Raw genomic sequence first — 16,762 nt, forward strand, 5'->3', positions numbered from 1 at the left:
ATTGGCGGCGGTCTCACCGGTGGTCGTGCTCGATCTGGTCCATTGGCTGCGGGCGCGCGAGCATGTCGAGCGCCAGCGCCGAACGGCCGAGGCGACGCGTGTCGCTTAGGCGCTCTTTTCCCGCTGGGTAACGATGAGTGCCCAGATCGTCGCCGGGATCCAGCCGATCAGCGTCAGATGGAGAATGATGCAAAGGATGCCCTGGAAGATCTTGCCCCGCAGGAACATGGCGAGCCACGGCGCCAGGAAGCAAATGATGATCATGACCATGGGCAAAGGTCTCCTTGTGCCGGTTCAGGTGGGACCGGCCTGTCAGCGGATCACCACCATCCCGATCACCAGAACGGCACAGATAGCCCCGACGATCCCAAGGTAAAGCGGCATGGTCCAGCCCCTGTGGCCGTGGGGATCGGCCGCCGCGCGCACGCGTTCCGACGCCGCCTCGTTGGTCCGCGCCAGCTTCACCTGCTGCGGCGTCGGCGGGGCGCCTCCGGCCTCCTCACAGGTTCCGAGCATGGCCGCGCCGACATCGACATGGGCAATCTTATCGCCCGTGCGGCCGCTGTTGATGTCGCCCTTCAACTGCGCGACGTTCGGCCGGTCGGAATCCGGCGGCTCCTTGAGCCCAGGTTGCCGGGCGGGGGCGGGGTCTCGGAACGTAACATGGTCGGCGCCTCTACGGTCATGCCGGCCCAACGCGAAAGCACCGAAAGGGTGCCTGCATGCTGCTCATGGCTGCCTGCGGCGCGTCGCCACCCGGTTCAGCTCTCCGAAGAGGGGCGGCCCTCGCGGCGGAAGGCGCCGAGGAAACGGTTGAGGCCCGCCACGACGCGGCCTCGCCCGGCTTCGTCCGGCTCCTTCGGCGTCTCTTCCTCGCTGAGATCGTCAGCGACCTTCCGTAGAACCTCGCCGACGAGGTGCGGCCACGGCTCACCGCGCTCCTGGAGCAGGCGCGCCGCATCGATCAGGGCGTTCACCTGTTCCGGCGGGAGCGGACGCTCCACCATCTGCGCATAGCGCAGCCTGGCGGCCAGCTCGGTCGCGAGGCGGTGGACCTTCGCCAGTCCTTCGGCTTGATCGTCGGTGTCCGGGGTGGGCGTCGAACTCGGCGGCATCGCTCAAACGGCTCAAAGGAGACGCCCCCATTTTAGCCGATCTGCCTCACGATGCAGCGTCGGCGGTGAGGGCCATCCACCGCCGCGTGCCGAATCGTCAGTTTCTCAGGGGCATGGCGCCGATATCGAGCCGGAAGATCGTGGTCGGGAACTTCACCGCCGAGGCTTCTCCGCCATTCATGGCGGGCGTGCGGTTCATCTGCGCGGCCGGGATCCATAGCCCGCCCTCCTCATCGATCCACATCGCGTCCACCCAGATGAGGCGAGGGTCCTGAACCAGGGTGCTAGTCGTGCCGTCCGGGGCGATCTTCAGGACGCGCAGGGCGTCGGTGTCGCTCGAATAGATGGTCCCATCCGCCGCGATGGCAGTGCCGCCTGTCGCCACGGTGGGTGCGAAGAGCTTCACATGCTTGGCCCGCTCCTCGTCGCTTGCGCCCTCGTCATCGAGCCAACGGGTCTCGATGCTATAAAGCGGGCCGGTGCAGGCTTGGTAATAGAAGGTCTTGCCGTCCGGGGAGACTTCGAGCTGGTCCGCGTGGATCGCCAAAGGCTTGCCCTTGTCGTCGCGCAAGACGCGCCCCTGACCGGTGAGGGGACGTTGCGCGATCATCGACCAATGGTTGTCCAGCACGCGACGCAGCTTGCCGCTGTCGAGATCGAGCACGACGAGGCCGGGTCTGCCCGCATCGGTGAGATAGACCTTGCGACCGTTGAAGCGGAAATCGTCGATGAAGCCTTTCTCATCCACCGCCGCATCAAGGGGATAGATCTTGCGGATCTCGTTCTTAGCGATGTCGATCTGCACGAGCTTCGCCCCGCCGGGGAGCGGTGCGTCGCCGAGGCCCGGCGCCCCCTTGTCGACCACCCACAGGTCGCCGTCCGGTCCCATGCGGATGGCGTTCACCGCTACGAAGGCTTTGGCCGGGTCGTCACCCTGCTTCCACGCGTTCCAGGCCTCGTTCGGATAAGCGACGGGCTTCCCATCCTTCCATTCGCCGAGCTCGATGCCCTTGTCCTTGGTCTGACGCTGGAACGGCGAGAACACCCGGCCATCCGCCGAACGGGTCACGCCGTTGAAGACGAGGTTGTCGCTCTGGAGCATCGGCTTCAGCGCTGAGCCATCGAACTGCGCCCCTTCCGCCGCGTGGCCCGGCCCGCCCAATCCGAGTGTGAGGAGGATGGTGGCGAAGAGCGGCGTGCGGCGCATGCGATGATCCCGGGTGGTCCGACAGTTTGCGCAAAGCCTCCGCCGGACGCCTTGTTCCGGGCAGCGTCGCCGCAGCATCGGTGAACCAACCCGCGCCCGGTCCGTTGCCGCCCGCCATTCCGACGAACGGATACCCATCCATGCGCCTTGTGATTCTCGCCTTCTCCCTTGCCCTGGCCTCTCCCGCCATGGCGCAGGTCGTCACCGGAGGCGCGGGCAATACCGGCGTGACACCGCCCTCGAGCGTCGGCGGCGTCACGCCCGGGGAGCGTGATCTCGGGCCGAGCCCGATCACCCGAGGGAACGAGGCCAACCCGAGCAATTCGTCGGTTCCCGGCACCACGCCCAACGTCACGATCGGCGGAACCCCCACCAGCGGTCCGCCCGGCACGGGCGGCACGGCCGGTGGACCCTCCCTCAACCGGTGACAGAAATTCGCTCGTAGGTTGTAAAATAACCCATCTTAAAGTTGTCACGGCCAACATGCCCTCCACGAAACGGGCATGTGGGCCACCATGTATCGCGCGCTCTTCTGTCTGACTCATGAGCACACGGCCTGGGCGGTACCCCTTGCCGCCCTGGTCTGCTGGTTCTCGTGTTTCTCCACCCTCTACCTGCTGAGGCAGGCCAGGGCCGGCCTTGGAGCGAGTCGCGCGGCCTTGATCCTGGGAGCCGGTATCGCGGCAGGCATCGGGATCTGGAGCACCCATTTCATCGCCATGCTGGGGTACGACCCCGGCTTCGGCATCGGCTACGATCCGGTCCTGACCTGCCTGTCCCTCGTGGTCGGGATCGCGTCGGCCTGTTTTGCGCTGATCCTGGCGAGCTCCCTTCCGGGCATGTCCGGGGCCGCTGTTGCGGGCGCGGTTCTAGGGCTCGGCATCGGGGCGATGCATTTTACCGGCATGGCGGGCGTGCGCCTGCCGGGCCTCATCACCTGGGACATCGCCCTCGTCGTGATCGCCCTCGTGGCGGGCACTGCGCTCGCCGCCCTGGCCATGGCTGCCGCTCGCCGACCGGGGGAGGGGCGGTCGATGTCGTATCGGCCACGCTCCTCACGGCGGCCATCGCCTGCCTGCACTTCATCGCCATGATGGCCGTCGAGATCGTGCCCGATCCGGCCCGGGCGCCCGAGACCGAGACCTTCCCCCGCGGCGCCTTGGCGCTCGCCATCGCGGCGGGGATGCTCACCATCCTCGCCATGTCGGCGCTGGCCCTGTTCGTGGAGCATCTGCGGCGGACGAACCGCTTCCTGCGCGAGGGCAAGCAGCTCCTGCGCGAGAAGACCGAGTTGCTCGATACGGTCCTCGAAACGATGGACCAGGGGCTGATGATGGTGGACGCCTCCGGCCTCGTCCGGGTGTGCAACGAGCGAGCCGCCACCCTGCTCGGTCTTCCCCCGGCCCTGATGCGTGCGCATCCCTCCTTCGAGGCCGTGAGCTTCCACCAGATCGCCGAAGGCCGTCTCGGCAATGCTCCGGAGGCCCTGCGCCGCTGGAACTTCGAGGATATGGCACCGGGCGAGACCTACGCCTTCGAGCAGGAAGCGCCCCACGGCTGCGTGGTCGAGGTTCGCCTCGTCCCTGTCGTGGAGGGAGGCGCCGTCTTGACTTTCACCGACATCACCGCCCGCAAGCGCGCCGAGACCCAGGTGGCGCAGAGCGAGGCGCGCCTCGCCCTGGCGCTCGATGCGGGCAGCGACGGCCTGTGGGATTCGGATCTGGTGAGCGGGGAAGCGTGGTGTTCCGCGCGCTGGTGGGAGGTGCTGGGCTACACGCCCGGCGAGCTGGAGCCCCATGCTCGCACGTGGCGGATGCTGGTCCACCCCGAGGATGCGGCCAGGACGGAGCGCGTTCTTCAGGATCATATCGACGGCCGCACGCCCCTTTACGAGTGCGAGCACCGCATGCGCCGCAGCGATGGTGGCTGGGCGTGGCTGCTCACCCGCGGCCGGGTGGTGGCCCGCGCCGAGGATGGCACGCCGCTGCGTTTCGTCGGCACGCAAATCGACATCAGCGCCCGCAAGGCCGCCGAGCGACAGATCGCCCACATGGCGCGGCATGACGGCCTGACCGACCTGCCGAACCGCGCCCTGTTCTACGAGCGTCTGGACGACCGCCTCTCCGAACTGCGCCTGCGCGGGGGCAGGGCGGCGGTGCTCTGCCTCGACCTCGACCGGTTCAAGGCGGTGAACGATCGCCTCGGGCATCTCGCGGGCGACACCGTGCTGCGCGCGGTGGCGCACCGGATCCGCGTGGAACTGCACGCGGAGGACGTGGTGGCCCGGCTCGGCGGCGACGAATTCGCCGTGCTCGTGGCCGATGGCGGCGACCTTGCGGCCATCGAGGACCTCGCCCGCCGCCTCATCGGCTCCGTCAACGAGCCGGTCTATTTCGAGGAGCAGCGGATGGAGGTCGGCCTCAGCATCGGCATCGCCCTCGCGCCGGAGCACGGCAAATCCGGCGAGGAGATCTTCAAGCGCGCCGACCTGGCTCTGTACCGCGCGAAGCTGGAAGGACGGAACACGTACCGCGTGTTCGAGGCCGCCATGGACGAGGCGGTGGCCGAACGCCTCGATCTCGAATGCGACCTCCGCCGCGCCATCGCTGAGAACGAGCTGACCCTGCATTACCAGCCTCAGGTGAATACCGGCGGGCGGGACCTCGTGGGCTTCGAGGCGCTCGTGCGCTGGCGCCACCCGACGCGCGGCCTCGTGCCCCCCAGCGTGTTCGTGCCGCTGGCCGAGCAGAGCGGGACGATTCTCAGCCTCGGTGAGTGGGTGCTCCGCGCCGCCTGCCGCGAGGCCGCGACCTGGGACCGCCCGCTCAAGATCGCGGTGAACCTGTCGCCGATGCAGTTTCAGCAAGCGGATTTAGCCGACCGCATCCTCGCCATCCTGGCCGAGACGGGGTTGCCCCCCGCGCGGCTGGAACTGGAGATCACCGAATCGGTCATCATCAACGACATGGCCCGCGCGCTCGGCATCCTCCGGCGGCTGAAGAGCTTCGGCATCTCCATCGCCATGGACGATTTCGGTACCGGCTATTCGTCGCTCGCGACGTTGCAGGCCTTCCCGTTCGACAAGATCAAGATCGACCGATCCTTCGTTGGGCATGTCGAGGGCAGCCCGCAGGCGGCGGTCATCGTCCGCGCGGTGCTCAGCCTCGGGCGCAGCCTCGGCATGGGCGTCGTGGCCGAAGGCGTGGAGACGCCGGACCAGATGCGGTTCCTCACCGACGAGGCCTGCGACGAGGTGCAGGGCTACCTCGTCGGCAAGCCGCAGCCGATCGACGTCTTCGCCCGCTATCTGCGCGGTGAGAACGCGGAATCCGCCTGGATGGTGGACACGCTCGCGGACCAGGAAGAAGCGGGCCCGACACAAACCAAGCGTCCCCTGAAACGCGCCGGGACCAACGGAGGTTAGCCCAAGGAATTCGGGCGCATCCCCGAATGGAACGGGGCCGCCGATGCCGAAGACGACTTCGCGAGATCAAGACGAAACGGCCGCTTCGGCCTCTTTGATCTGGACACTCGGCCTTGCCGCCGCCCTCGTCGGCCTCGTGGCCTTGCCGGGGACGCGCCGCGCCGCCGGGCAGCCCCGTGGCGCTGATCCGGGCGAGGCCCGGCGCCCACCGCCCTCCCATACGGGCCGCAAGGCCGAGGAAGTCGCCCGCCGCCAAGCGGACCGTGGCCGCAGGGCGTCCGCCCCCACCGAGATCCCGGCGGCGGGCTGGAAGGACATCCTGCTGCGTACGTGGCACGATGTCGGCGAGAACCGCATCATGCTCGTCTCGGCGGGCGTCACCTTCTTCACCCTGCTCGCGATCTTCCCGGCCATCGCGGCCCTGGTCTCGCTCTACGGCCTCGTCGCCGACCCCTCGACCATCGCGGAGCAGATCGGCAGCCTTCAGGGTATCCTGCCCCAGGGCGCCCTTGAGATCGTCGGCGAGCAGGTAACGCGCCTCAACGAGAAGGGCAGCACCACCCTCGGCCTCAGCCTGATCGTCGGGCTCGCCCTCTCGGTGTGGAGCGCCAACGGCGGCATGAAGCACGTCTTCGATGCCCTCAACCTCGTCTACGACGAGCGCGAATCGCGCGGCTTCGTGAAGCTGAACCTCATCTCCCTCGCCTTCACCGGTGGGGCGCTGCTGTTCCTCGTCTCGGCGCTCGCCGCCGTGATCGTCCTGCCCATCGTCCTCGGCTTCATCGGGCTGGGGGAGGGGGCGTGGTGGCTGTCGCAGTTGCGCTGGCCGATCCTGCTGGTTGCGGTGCTGTTCGGCCTCGCCCTGCTGTACCGATTCGGCCCCAGCCGGGATGCCCCCGCTGGCGCTGGGCGACCCCCGGCTCGGCGCTGGCGGCGATTCTCTGGCTCGGCGGATCGGGGCTCTTCTCGTGGTACGTCGCCAACTTCGGCAAGTACAACCAGACCTATGGGTCGCTCGGCGCCGCCATCGGCTTCATGACCTGGATCTGGCTGTCCACCACCATCGTGCTGCTGGGCGCGCAGCTGAACGCCGAGATGGAGCACCAGACCGCCGAGGACACGACGGTGGGTGATCCCGAGCCCCTCGGCACCCGCCGCGCCACGATGGCCGACACGGTCGGCAAGGCGGCGGATGAGGGGGTCGATCCGGATACGCCCGCCGCCACCAGAGCCTGACCGGGAAGCGAAGCAGTGCCCCAGAGGTCGCCGCGATTCCCGGAGGCCTCCTGCGAGGCCCGGCAAACCGGGCGCCTCAGGATGAGGAAGCGGCCCGCCGCCCCACAGAACCTGTTGCAACGAAGCCACGGCCGCTCCGGAACCGGCGAAAACGGAGAAATTGTCGTGAGGATTGGCGGGCCCAGGGAAGAAATGACCGTCTCGGCATGATCGCACCGCCCGGATCGGCGCACGAAGATCATGCAGAGACTTCCGCGCAAGGAATCACGCCCGCGGCATACTTGTTGGCGCCATGATCTCGAAGATCGCGCACCCGCTTTATACGATAGCTTAACTTAACGGATGGAATGGCGCGGAAAAAGCGGACTGGATCGCCAGGAATCCGCCCATAGCCCCGGTGCTTATTGATTGCCTGGGGCCCAGCGCCGCCGCGGTAGTGATGAGATGAGCGAGGCGGCGACGCATCGCGACGAGAGGTCTGCCTTCATCGATGGCTGGTCCCGCAAGTGGGCTGGGCCAGTAAAGACCTCGGCTCGTCCCGGCTACTCGCCCCGGAAGACCACTAGAACTCTAGAAAAATCGACTGGCCGCTGATCAGAACCGCGTGAAGCACGCGCGTGCGGAGCATCGAACGGACCGATCCATTGGTGATCGGCCTAGAGACTCCGATGTCCGCCGAGAACCTGACGAAATTTCCCGGAATCTCGCCGTGAAACGACTGTTGATCGCATTTTGGGCCAAGAAATCCCAGTCGTGTTCAGCCGAAAGATCGGCGGGTACTATCTTTTTTGCGCAAAACCAGACCCAGCGCCCGAGAGATCCAAGAGTCCGAAGCAAAAACCCAATCAGCTTCGGCATTTCGACCAATAATTTACAGGTTAACAAAAAGTTAAAATGATCGGATAAAAGCCGTTAAACAGGTGCAGCGCGGTTTCTACCTCGATGAATTGACAGCTATACCGACGCATGCAAACAAAAACCCAGCAAGACTGCGTTTAAGGCGACATAACGCAGAAGTTGCAAGTACTGATTATCAGCAAACTAGCGGTAACATCCACAATTGACGGGGCAAAAGTCAGGGGTGTGCATCGTGGAGTTGCAGCAAACCTGTTCGGAGGGTGCGGCTGTGCGTAGCCAGAGGCCTTCGGAGGCGGTGTCGTTCTGGGGCGAGGGTGGAGTTCGTCGAATGCACGAGCGGAATACCGAAGGCGCCGTGGAGGCCCTGGGCCGGGTCGAGACGGAGGGCGACAGCGGGGCGGCCGTGGTCGGCCTGTCCGCGGCGGCCGTCTCCGGGTGCCTCATGGGCCTCTTGATCCAGGGGCGGATCGCGATGGCGGCCATGGTCGCCGTGGTGGTCCCCGCCATGGGCTTCGTCGGCTGGTGGCTCCGCGGCGCCACGAGGGACAGCGACCTCCACCGCGAATGACGTGAAGCGGCGGGGCTGGGGCGCCCCGGAGCAGAACCGAGACAACGGCCAGGGGAGCGGACGCTCCGCTCTGGCCACCCGAAACAACCGCGACGGCCAACGGCGCGATCATCCTTTCAGGGGCACCATGAACACGAACCGTAAGAATCAGGAAACCACCCGCGCCAACGGCCGCGCCGCCCATCTGGGCTACGCGGTGGGGATCCGCGGCGAGCTAACGGACGGCATGCGCCGCCGCATCATGGCCGTGCTGCGCCTTTCCAGCCTTTGCGTGGCCTTCGGCCGCCGCCCCCGGCTCGGGGCGCTGGGCGCGGGGGCGCTGACGGCGACGTTCGGAGCCGTGGGTGGGCTGATGCCCTCCACGGCCACGGCGCAGTTGTTCATCAATAATCAGCAAGATGGCGCTTGCGCAATGATCCAGGACGGATCACAAAACACGTTCTATGGAAGTCTCACTAACGTTGGCTGCAATCCAAATTTCGCCACGCAGACGGTCCGTTCTGTGTTTTTCGGGGCGGTAGGCGGCGCGGGCGGTGGCGAATCCTATAACCTCAGCCTAGGCGGCCAGCTCTACGTCAACGGTGGCAAGATCACCGTTCAGGATGTCGCCGGCAACGGGTCGATGCGGATTGGTGACACGACCACGACAAGTACGGCCGCCGGGACCAATGCGATGGCCATCGGTACGAGCGCGAGCGCAGCGGGGAGCACCGCCCTGGCGCTCGGTAAGGCGGCCAGCGCCTCCGGACTGAACGCCGCCGCCATCGGCACGAGCGCCGGTGCGACCAGTGACAATACGGTAGCGATCGGTAACGGCGCCACCGCCAGCGTTGCGAATAGCGTCGCGCTGGGCGCGAGCAGCACCACCACGGCCGCGACGGCGGTCCCGTCGGCCACGGTGAATGGCACGGTCTTCAGCGGCTTTGCGGGCACGGCGCCGGTGGGCGTGGTGTCGGTGGGTTCGGCGGGCAACGAGCGCCAGATCCAGAACGTGGCGGCGGGCCGACTCACAGCGACCTCTACGGATGCGGTGAACGGCAGCCAGCTTTACGCAGTGGCGAAGGCGTTGGTCGACGGCGGCTTGCCGTGGAACAGCACGCTCGGCGCCTGGGACGGTGGACGCGGCGTGGGCGATCAGGCGCTGTCGGGTATCTCGGCCATTGGCACAGGCGCGGCGGCGACGGGCATCCAGGCCGTGGCGTTCGGCAACAACGCCAATGCTGCCGGCCAAAGCGCCGTGGCCCTCGGCTACAACGCCAATGCTGCCGCTGACAGTGCGGTGGCCATCGGTAAAACTGCCAAGGCGGCCAGCGGTGCAACGACCGCCGTGGGTAACTCAGCCGTTGCCTCCTTCGTTTACGCCTCGGCGTTCGGCAACTCTGCCAACGCGTCCAACCTCGGCGCCACCGCGGTGGGTGCCTCCGCTGTTGCTTCCGGCCAGACCGCCTCGGCGTTTGGCAACGGCGCGAATGCTTCGGGCACTTCGGCCACGGCTCTCGGCCAGAGCTCTCAGGCCGCTGGGCAGTCCGCCGCGGCCGTAGGCGACTCAGCGAAGGCGGACGGCCTCCAAGCCATCGCGATTGGTAAGTCGTCCAGCGCCTCCGTCCAGAACAGCGTCGCGCTTGGCGCGAGCAGCACCACCACGGCCGCGACGCCGGTCTCGTCGGCCACGGTGAACGGCAAGGCCTTCAGCGGCTTTGCGGGCACGGCGCCTGTGGGCCCAGTGTCGGTGGGCTCTGCAGGCAACGAGCGCCAGATTCAGAACGTGGCGGCGGGCCAAGTCACAGCGACCTCGACGGATGCGGTAAACGGTAGCCAGCTGTACTCGGTGGCCTCGACCATGTTGGACACGACGGCCTCGCTGTCGACGGGTCTGTCGAGCACGAACAGCAATGTCGGTTCGCTGTCGACGGGTGTCGGCTCGCTCTCAACGGGTCTGTCGAGCACGAATAGCAACGTGAGTTTGCTGTCGACTGGCGTCAGTTCACTGTCGACGGGTCTATCGAGCACGAACAGCAACGTGAGTTCGCTGTCGACGGGCGTCGATTCACTGTCGACGGGTCTGTCGAGCACGAACAGCAACGTCGGTTCACTGTCGACCGGTCTGTCGAGCACGAACAGCAACGTCGGTTCGCTGTCGACGGGCCTGTCGAGCACGAACAGCAAGGTGGGCTCGCTGTCGACCGGTGTAAGTTCGCTGTCGACGGGCGTCGGCTCCTTGTCTACCGGCCTGTCGAGCACGAATAGCAGCGTGGGTTCGCTGTCGACGGGCGTCGATTCACTGTCGACGGGTCTTTCGAGCACGAACAGCAACGTCGGTTCGCTGTCGACGGGCTTCGGTTCGCTGTCGACCGGCTTGTCGAGCACGAACAGCAAGGTAGGCTCGCTGTCGACCGGCATTGGTTCACTGTCGACGGGCCTGTCGAGCACGAATAGCAGCGTGGGTTCGCTGTCGACGGGCGTCGATTCACTGTCGACGGGTCTTTCGAGCACGAACAGCAATGTCGGTTCGCTGTCGACCGGTCTGTCGAGCACGAACAGCAGCGTCGGTTCACTGTCGACGGGCTTCGGTTCACTGTCGACAGGTCTGTCGAGCACGAACAGCAAAGTGATCTCGCTGTCGACCGGCGTCGGCTCGCTGTCGACCGGCCTGTCGAGCACGAACAGCAGCGTGGACTCGCTGTCCACGGGCGTCAGCTCACTGTCGACCGGCTTGTCGAGCACGGACAGCAATGTCGGCTCTCTGTCGACGGGTCTGTCGAGCACGAACAGCAATGTCGGTTCGCTGTCGACCGGTCTGTCGAGCACGAATAGCAAAGTGGGTTCGCTGTCGACCGGCGTGAGTTCGCTGTCGACGGGCGTCGGCTCCCTGTCGACCGGCCTGTCGAGCACGGACAGCAATGTCGGTTCGCTGTCGACCGGTCTGTCGAGCACGGACAGCAATGTCGGCTCCCTGTCGACGGGCCTGTCGAGCACGAACAGCAGAGTAGGCTCGCTGTCGACGGGCGTTGGCTCACTGTCGACCGGCCTGTCGAGCACGAACAGCAGCGTGGGTTCGCTGTCGACGGGCGTCGGCTCCCTGTCGACCGGCCTGTCGAGCACGAATAGCAGCGTTGGCTCCCTGTCGACTGGCCTGTCGAGCACGGACAGCAATGTCGGTTCACTATCGACCGGCCTGTCCAGCACGAACAGCAATGTCGGTTCGCTGTCGACGGGCTTTGGTTCGCTCTCGACGGGTCTGTCGAGCACGAACAGCAAAGTGATCTCGCTGTCGACCGGCGTTGGCTCTCTGTCGACTGGCCTGTCGAGCACGAACAGCAGCGTGGGCTCGCTGTCGACGGGCCTGTCGAGCACGGACAGCAATGTCGGCTCTCTGTCGACCGGTCTGTCGAGCACGAACAGCACCGTCGGTTCGCTGTCGACGGGCTTTGGTTCGCTCTCGACCGGCCTGTCGAGCACGAACAGCAAAGTGATCTCGCTGTCGACCGGCGTTGGCTCTCTGTCGACCGGCCTGTCGAGCACGAATAGCAGCGTGGGCTCGCTGTCGACGGGCGTGGGCTCCCTGTCGACCGGTCTGTCGAGCACGGACAGCAATGTCGAGCTCCCTGTCGACCGGCCTGTCGAGCACGGACAGCAATGTCGGTTCGCTGTCGACTGGCCTGTCGAGCACGAACAGCAAAGTGATCTCGCTGTCGACCGGTGTCGGTTCCCTGTCGACCGGCCTGTCGAGCACGAATAGCACCGTCGGTTCGCTGTCGACGGGTGTCGGCTCCCTGTCGACCGGCCTGTCCAGCACGGACAGCAATGTCGGTTCGCTGTCGACGGGCTTCGGTTCACTTTCGACGGGTCTGTCGAGCACGAACAGCACCGTTGGTTCGCTGTCGACGGGCTTCGGTTCGCTGTCGACGGGTCTGTCGAGCACGAACAGCAAGGTGATCTCGCTGTCGACCGGCGTTGGCTCACTGTCGACGGGTCTGTCGAGCACGAACAGCAACGTGAGCTCGCTGTCCACGGGTCTGTCGAGCACGGACAGCAATGTCGGGTCGCTGTCGACAGGTCTGTCGAGCACGGACAGCAATGTCGGTTCACTGTCGACGGGTCTATCGAGCACGAACAGCAAGGTGGGCTCGCTCTCGACGGGCGTTGGCTCGCTGTCGACCGGTCTGTCGAGCACGAACAGCAGGGTGAGTTCGCTCTCCACGGGTCTGTCGAGCACGGACAGCAATATCGGCTCGCTGTCGACCGGCCTGTCGAGCACGGACAGCAATGTCGGTTCGCTGTCGACCGGCCTGTCGAGCACGGACAGCACCGTCGGTTCCCTGTCGACGGGTCTGTCGAGCACGAACAGCAAGGTGGGCTCGCTGTCGACGGGTCTGTCGAGCACGAACAGCAAAGTGGGCTCCCTGTCGACCGGTGTGACTTCACTGTCGACTGGCCTGTCGAGCACGAACAGCAGCGTTGGCTCACTGTCGACGGGTCTGTCGAGCACGGACAGCAACGTCGGCTCCCTGTCGACCGGTCTGTCGAGCACGGACAGCAACGTCGCTTCGCTGTCGACGGGCTTCGGTTCCCTGTCGACGGGCCTGTCGAGCACGAACAGCAAAGTGGGCTCGCTGTCGACGGGTGTGACTTCACTGTCGACCGGCCTGTCGAGCACGAACAGCAAGGTGGCTCGCTATCGACGGGCGTCAGCTCGCTATCGACGGGGCTGTCGAGCACGGACAGCACCGTCGCTTCACTGTCGACGGGTCTGTCGAGCACGGATAGCAACGTTGGTTCGTTGTCGACGGGTCTGTCGAGCACGAATAGCAACGTCGGCTCGCTGTCGACGGGTCTATCAAGCACGAACAGCAAAGTTGGCTCGCTGTCGACGGGCGTCGGCTCGCTGTCGACCGGCCTGTCGAGCACGAACAGCAAGGTGAGCTCGCTGTCGACCGGCCTGTCGAGCACGGACAGCACCGTCGCTTCCCTGTCGACGGGTCTGTCGAGCACGGACAGCAACGTCGGTTCACTGTCGACGGGTCTGTCGAGCACGAACAGCAACGTTGGCTCACTGTCGACGGGTCTATCGAGCACGAACAGCAGAGTCGGCTCGCTGTCGACGGGTCTGTCGAGCACGAACAGCAGCGTAGGTTCGCTGTCGACGGGCGTCAGCTCGCTGTCGACCGGCCTGTCGAGCACGGACAGCAATGTCGGCTCCCTGTCGACCGGCTTGTCGAGCACGGACAGCACCGTCGGTTCATTGTCGACGGGATTGTCGAGCACGAACAGCAACGTTGGCTCGCTGTCGACCGGTTTATCGAGTACGAACAGCAGAGTAGGCTCGCTGTCGACGGGCGTTGGCTCACTGTCGACGGGCCTGTCGAGCACGAACAGCAGCGTGGGTTCGCTGTCGACGGGCGTCGGCTCCCTGTCGACCGGCCTGTCGAGCACGGACAGCAATGTCGGCTCGCTGTCGACCGGCTTGTCGACCACAGACAGCAATGTCGGCTCCCTGTCGACGGGTCTGTCGAGCACGAACAGCAACGTTGGCTCGCTGTCGACGGGTCTATCGAGCACGAACAGCAGAGTAGGCTCGCTGTCGACCGGCGTCGGCTCCCTGTCGACGGGTCTCTCGAGCACCAACAGCAGCGTGGGTTCGCTGTCGACGGGCGTCGGCTCCCTGTCGACCGGCCTGTCGAGCACGGACAGCAATGTCGGTTCACTGTCGACGGGCGTTGGCTCGCTGTCGACGGGTCTGTCGAGCACGAACAGCAACGTCGGTTCACTGTCGACGGGTCTGTCGAGCACGAACAGCAAAGTGGGCTCGCTGTCGACCGGCGTTGGCTCACTGTCGACCGGTCTGTCGAGCACGAACAGTAACGTGGGTTCGCTGTCGACGGGTGTGGGTTCGCTCTCGACGGGTCTGTCGAGCACGGACAGCAACGTCGGCTCACTCTCGACGGGTCTGTCGAGCACGAACAGCAGCGTGGCTCGCTGTCGACGGGGGTGGGCTCACTCTCGACGGGTGTCGGTTCGCTGTCGACCGGCCTGTCGAGCACGAACAGCAACGTGGTATCGCTGTCGACTGGCGTAAATTCCCTGTCGACGGGCGTGAGCTCGCTGTCGACTGGCGTCGTTTCCTTGTCGACGGGCGTGATCTCCCTTTCGACCGGTGTCGGCTCGCTGTCGACGGGCGTGAGCTCATTGTCGACAAGCACGGCATCCCTGTCGACCGGCTTGTCGAATACTGGCAGCGCGGTCTGGAGCCTATCGACGGGTGTCGGTTCCCTGTCGACCGGCCTCAGCAATACGACCAGCTCGGTCATCTCGCTGTCCACCAGCATCGCGGCGATGGGTCAGAATGCTTTGCAGTGGAATGGCACGGAATTCGATGCCACCCGTAATGGCAGCGCACAGAAGATAACTGGCGTCGCTGCAGGCACAATCGGTGCATCGTCGACCGATGCGGTGAACGGCGCTCAGCTCTACGCGGTCGATAGCAGAGTATCGGATCTATACAGCGCCGTTGCTCCGAACGGGCCTGGAAACACGCATGTCGCCATCGGCAGCGGCGCCAATGCAGCATTCACGACTGCAACAGCTGTCGGTGTCCGCTCAGATGCAAACAAGGGTTATTCGACAGCCCTCGGCTATATGGCCACCGCTTCCGGGACCGGCTCGACGGCAATCGGTGCGGGTCCGAATGGCGCTGCTCAAGCTCTGGGCGAAAGCAGCATTGCGATTGGTAGTCAGTCACTGGCCACCGGTTCCAACGACATTGCGATCGGTACCCAAACATCAGCTAATAGCTTCGGCGCCGGCTCGGCTGTGTCCATTGGTTTGGGCAATGTCGCAAAGGGCGCAGGTGCTGTCGCGATCGGCGATCCGACCTTCTCGATTGGTCAGGGCGTCTTCGCTGCCGGCTATAACTCTGGCGCTTCGTCAGATGGCACTATAACTGGTGGTGCTGCGGATGGAGCCGTGGCTATCGGCAACGAGGCCATAGCAGTCGGGCAAGGCAGTATCTCTCTCGGCTATCACACCAATGCCGCCAATACTGGTGCTATCGCGATCGGCAACGAGGCCGTCGTCGCACCGGGCGCAACCACCGGCATTGCGCTGGGCTCAGGTGCCACTGTGTCGGCGGCGCGTAGTATCGCATTGGGCGATGGATCGATCGCAACCGCACCGGTTTCCGTGTCCAGTGCCACGATCAACGGGACGACGATCTCTGGATTTGCCGGTACTGCCCCGATTGGAACCTTCTCCGTGGGGTCTCTCGGCAACGAGCGGCAGATTCAGAACGTGGCCGCCGGGAGGATCAGTGCCAACTCGACCGATGCCGTCAACGGAAGTCAGCTCTACGCGGTGGTGCAAGTCGTCGCGCAACTGTCAACTAGTGTCGCGGGCGGCATTGGATTGCCTGGCGTGGTGACCCCGTCACTGTCGACGGCTCTGAGTTCGACCAGCAGCGCGGTTGCCGCGATATCATCAGGCTTGTCCAACACAGCAAGTTCTGTTGCATCTCTCTCGACAGGATTGAGCGGCACGACGGCTTTGGTTGGTTCACTCTCGACCGGGCTCGCCGGCACGAACAGCTCAGTTGCAAGCCTCGCGAACGGAGAGATCGGGCCACTGAGATATGGCACCGCTGGATCCAGCTCGGGTTCGGGCACCCCGAACGACCTGTTCCTGCAACCTCAATCAGGGTCGGGTCCCGTTGTTCTGCACAACGTGGCAGCCGGTCGCTTGGCGGTCGACTCCACCGACGCGATCAACGGCGGGCAGATGGTCGCCCTCGGCAACAGCATCGCAACGGCTCTCGGCGGTGGAGCGACTCTGGATACAACAACGGGTCAAGTCACAGCGCCTGCCTACAAGGTGCAGGGGTCGACATATACCAGTGTTGGCGGCGCTATCACGGCGCTCGACAACGGTCTGACCTCCCTGCAGAACAACATGTATGCCGTCACGGCGTCCCTCCAGACGCAGATCACACGAAACCGCAACGTTGCGGCGGGAGGCGTGGCTTCAGCCTTTGCCATGAGCCAGATGCGGTTTACCGATCGCCCGGGCTCGCAGAGCCTTGGTATCGGAACCGGCTTCTATGACGGTCAAGGCGCCATGGCCATTGGCTACGGCTTCACCTCCGAGGATGGCGCGTGGCGCGGGACGGCTTCGCTCTCGTACTCGCCGGCCATCAACAAGATCGGTATGGGTGCGGGCTTGTCCTATAGTTGGTAATCACCGGAGGGATCGGGCGCGCGAAGGCGCGCCCGATCCGCATTGGCTATTGCGAGGACAGTGGGGGCGACGACGGGATGTGGCCTCTGGGACGCGCTGCAACTTTCGGTTTAGCGCTTAAACAAGAG

General features: G+C 65.3%; 11 protein-coding genes and 1 pseudogene. 8 read left to right on the forward strand and 4 right to left on the reverse strand.

Annotated features, from left to right (window positions below; translation table 11 throughout):
* Positions 1–105: 105 nt before the first annotated feature.
* The 4 genes from ACFQE0_RS11155 to ACFQE0_RS11170 all read right to left on the reverse strand — a co-directional run bounded on the left by ACFQE0_RS11155 (position 106) and on the right by ACFQE0_RS11170 (position 2,322).
* Positions 106–270, reverse strand: a complete 165-nt coding sequence (locus ACFQE0_RS11155; protein ID WP_378969539.1) for a YqaE/Pmp3 family membrane protein — start codon at positions 268–270, stop codon at positions 106–108.
* Positions 271–312: 42 nt separating this feature from the next.
* Positions 313–696, reverse strand: a complete 384-nt coding sequence (locus ACFQE0_RS11160; RefSeq protein WP_378969541.1) for a hypothetical protein — start codon at positions 694–696, stop codon at positions 313–315.
* A gap of 65 nt (positions 697–761) precedes the next feature.
* Positions 762–1,115 carry a hypothetical protein gene (locus ACFQE0_RS11165; protein ID WP_378969543.1) on the reverse strand — a complete coding sequence of 118 codons (354 nt, stop codon included), beginning with the start codon at positions 1,113–1,115 and terminating at the stop codon, positions 762–764.
* Between the two features lie 97 nt (positions 1,116–1,212).
* Positions 1,213–2,322 carry an SMP-30/gluconolactonase/LRE family protein gene (locus ACFQE0_RS11170; RefSeq protein WP_378969545.1) on the reverse strand — a complete coding sequence of 370 codons (1,110 nt, stop codon included), beginning with the start codon at positions 2,320–2,322 and terminating at the stop codon, positions 1,213–1,215.
* A gap of 140 nt (positions 2,323–2,462) precedes the next feature.
* Between ACFQE0_RS11170 and ACFQE0_RS11175 the strand changes: the two genes are divergently transcribed.
* The 8 genes and pseudogenes from ACFQE0_RS11175 to ACFQE0_RS11210 all read left to right on the forward strand — a co-directional run bounded on the left by ACFQE0_RS11175 (position 2,463) and on the right by ACFQE0_RS11210 (position 16,634).
* Positions 2,463–2,750 carry a hypothetical protein gene (locus tag ACFQE0_RS11175; protein WP_378969547.1) on the forward strand — a complete coding sequence of 96 codons (288 nt, stop codon included), beginning with the start codon at positions 2,463–2,465 and terminating at the stop codon, positions 2,748–2,750.
* A gap of 75 nt (positions 2,751–2,825) precedes the next feature.
* Positions 2,826–3,416, forward strand: coding sequence for an MHYT domain-containing protein (locus ACFQE0_RS11180; RefSeq protein ID WP_378969549.1), 591 nt, complete (start codon positions 2,826–2,828; stop codon positions 3,414–3,416).
* The gene (locus ACFQE0_RS11185) at positions 3,413–5,746 is read left to right on the forward strand and encodes a putative bifunctional diguanylate cyclase/phosphodiesterase (RefSeq protein ID WP_378969552.1); all 2,334 of its coding nucleotides are present in this window, start codon (positions 3,413–3,415) and stop codon (positions 5,744–5,746) included. Before ACFQE0_RS11180 ends, ACFQE0_RS11185 begins: the two co-directional genes overlap by 4 nt.
* 43 nt (positions 5,747–5,789) lie before the next feature.
* Positions 5,790–6,982, forward strand: a pseudogene (locus tag ACFQE0_RS11190) (YihY/virulence factor BrkB family protein).
* A gap of 1,186 nt (positions 6,983–8,168) precedes the next feature.
* Positions 8,169–8,408 (forward strand): hypothetical protein, encoded by a 240-nt coding sequence (locus tag ACFQE0_RS11195; RefSeq protein ID WP_378969554.1) that lies wholly within the window; start codon positions 8,169–8,171, stop codon positions 8,406–8,408.
* A 1-nt stretch (position 8,409) separates the two neighbouring features.
* Positions 8,410–12,147, forward strand: coding sequence for a beta strand repeat-containing protein (locus ACFQE0_RS11200; RefSeq protein ID WP_378969556.1), 3,738 nt, complete (start codon positions 8,410–8,412; stop codon positions 12,145–12,147).
* A 1,179-nt stretch (positions 12,148–13,326) separates the two neighbouring features.
* Positions 13,327–14,484: a serine-rich family protein gene (locus ACFQE0_RS11205; RefSeq protein ID WP_378969559.1), complete on the forward strand. Its 1,158-nt coding sequence runs from the start codon at positions 13,327–13,329 to the stop codon at positions 14,482–14,484.
* On the forward strand, positions 14,397–16,634 hold the full coding sequence (locus tag ACFQE0_RS11210) for a YadA family autotransporter adhesin (protein WP_378969562.1): 2,238 nt from the start codon (positions 14,397–14,399) through the stop codon (positions 16,632–16,634). The genes ACFQE0_RS11205 and ACFQE0_RS11210 overlap by 88 nt, the downstream gene beginning before the upstream one ends.
* Positions 16,635–16,762 lie beyond the last annotated feature (128 nt).

This window comes from Methylobacterium komagatae (genome assembly GCF_042661665.1).
In the GTDB taxonomy this organism is placed as follows: Bacteria; Pseudomonadota; Alphaproteobacteria; order Rhizobiales; family Beijerinckiaceae; genus Methylobacterium; species Methylobacterium komagatae.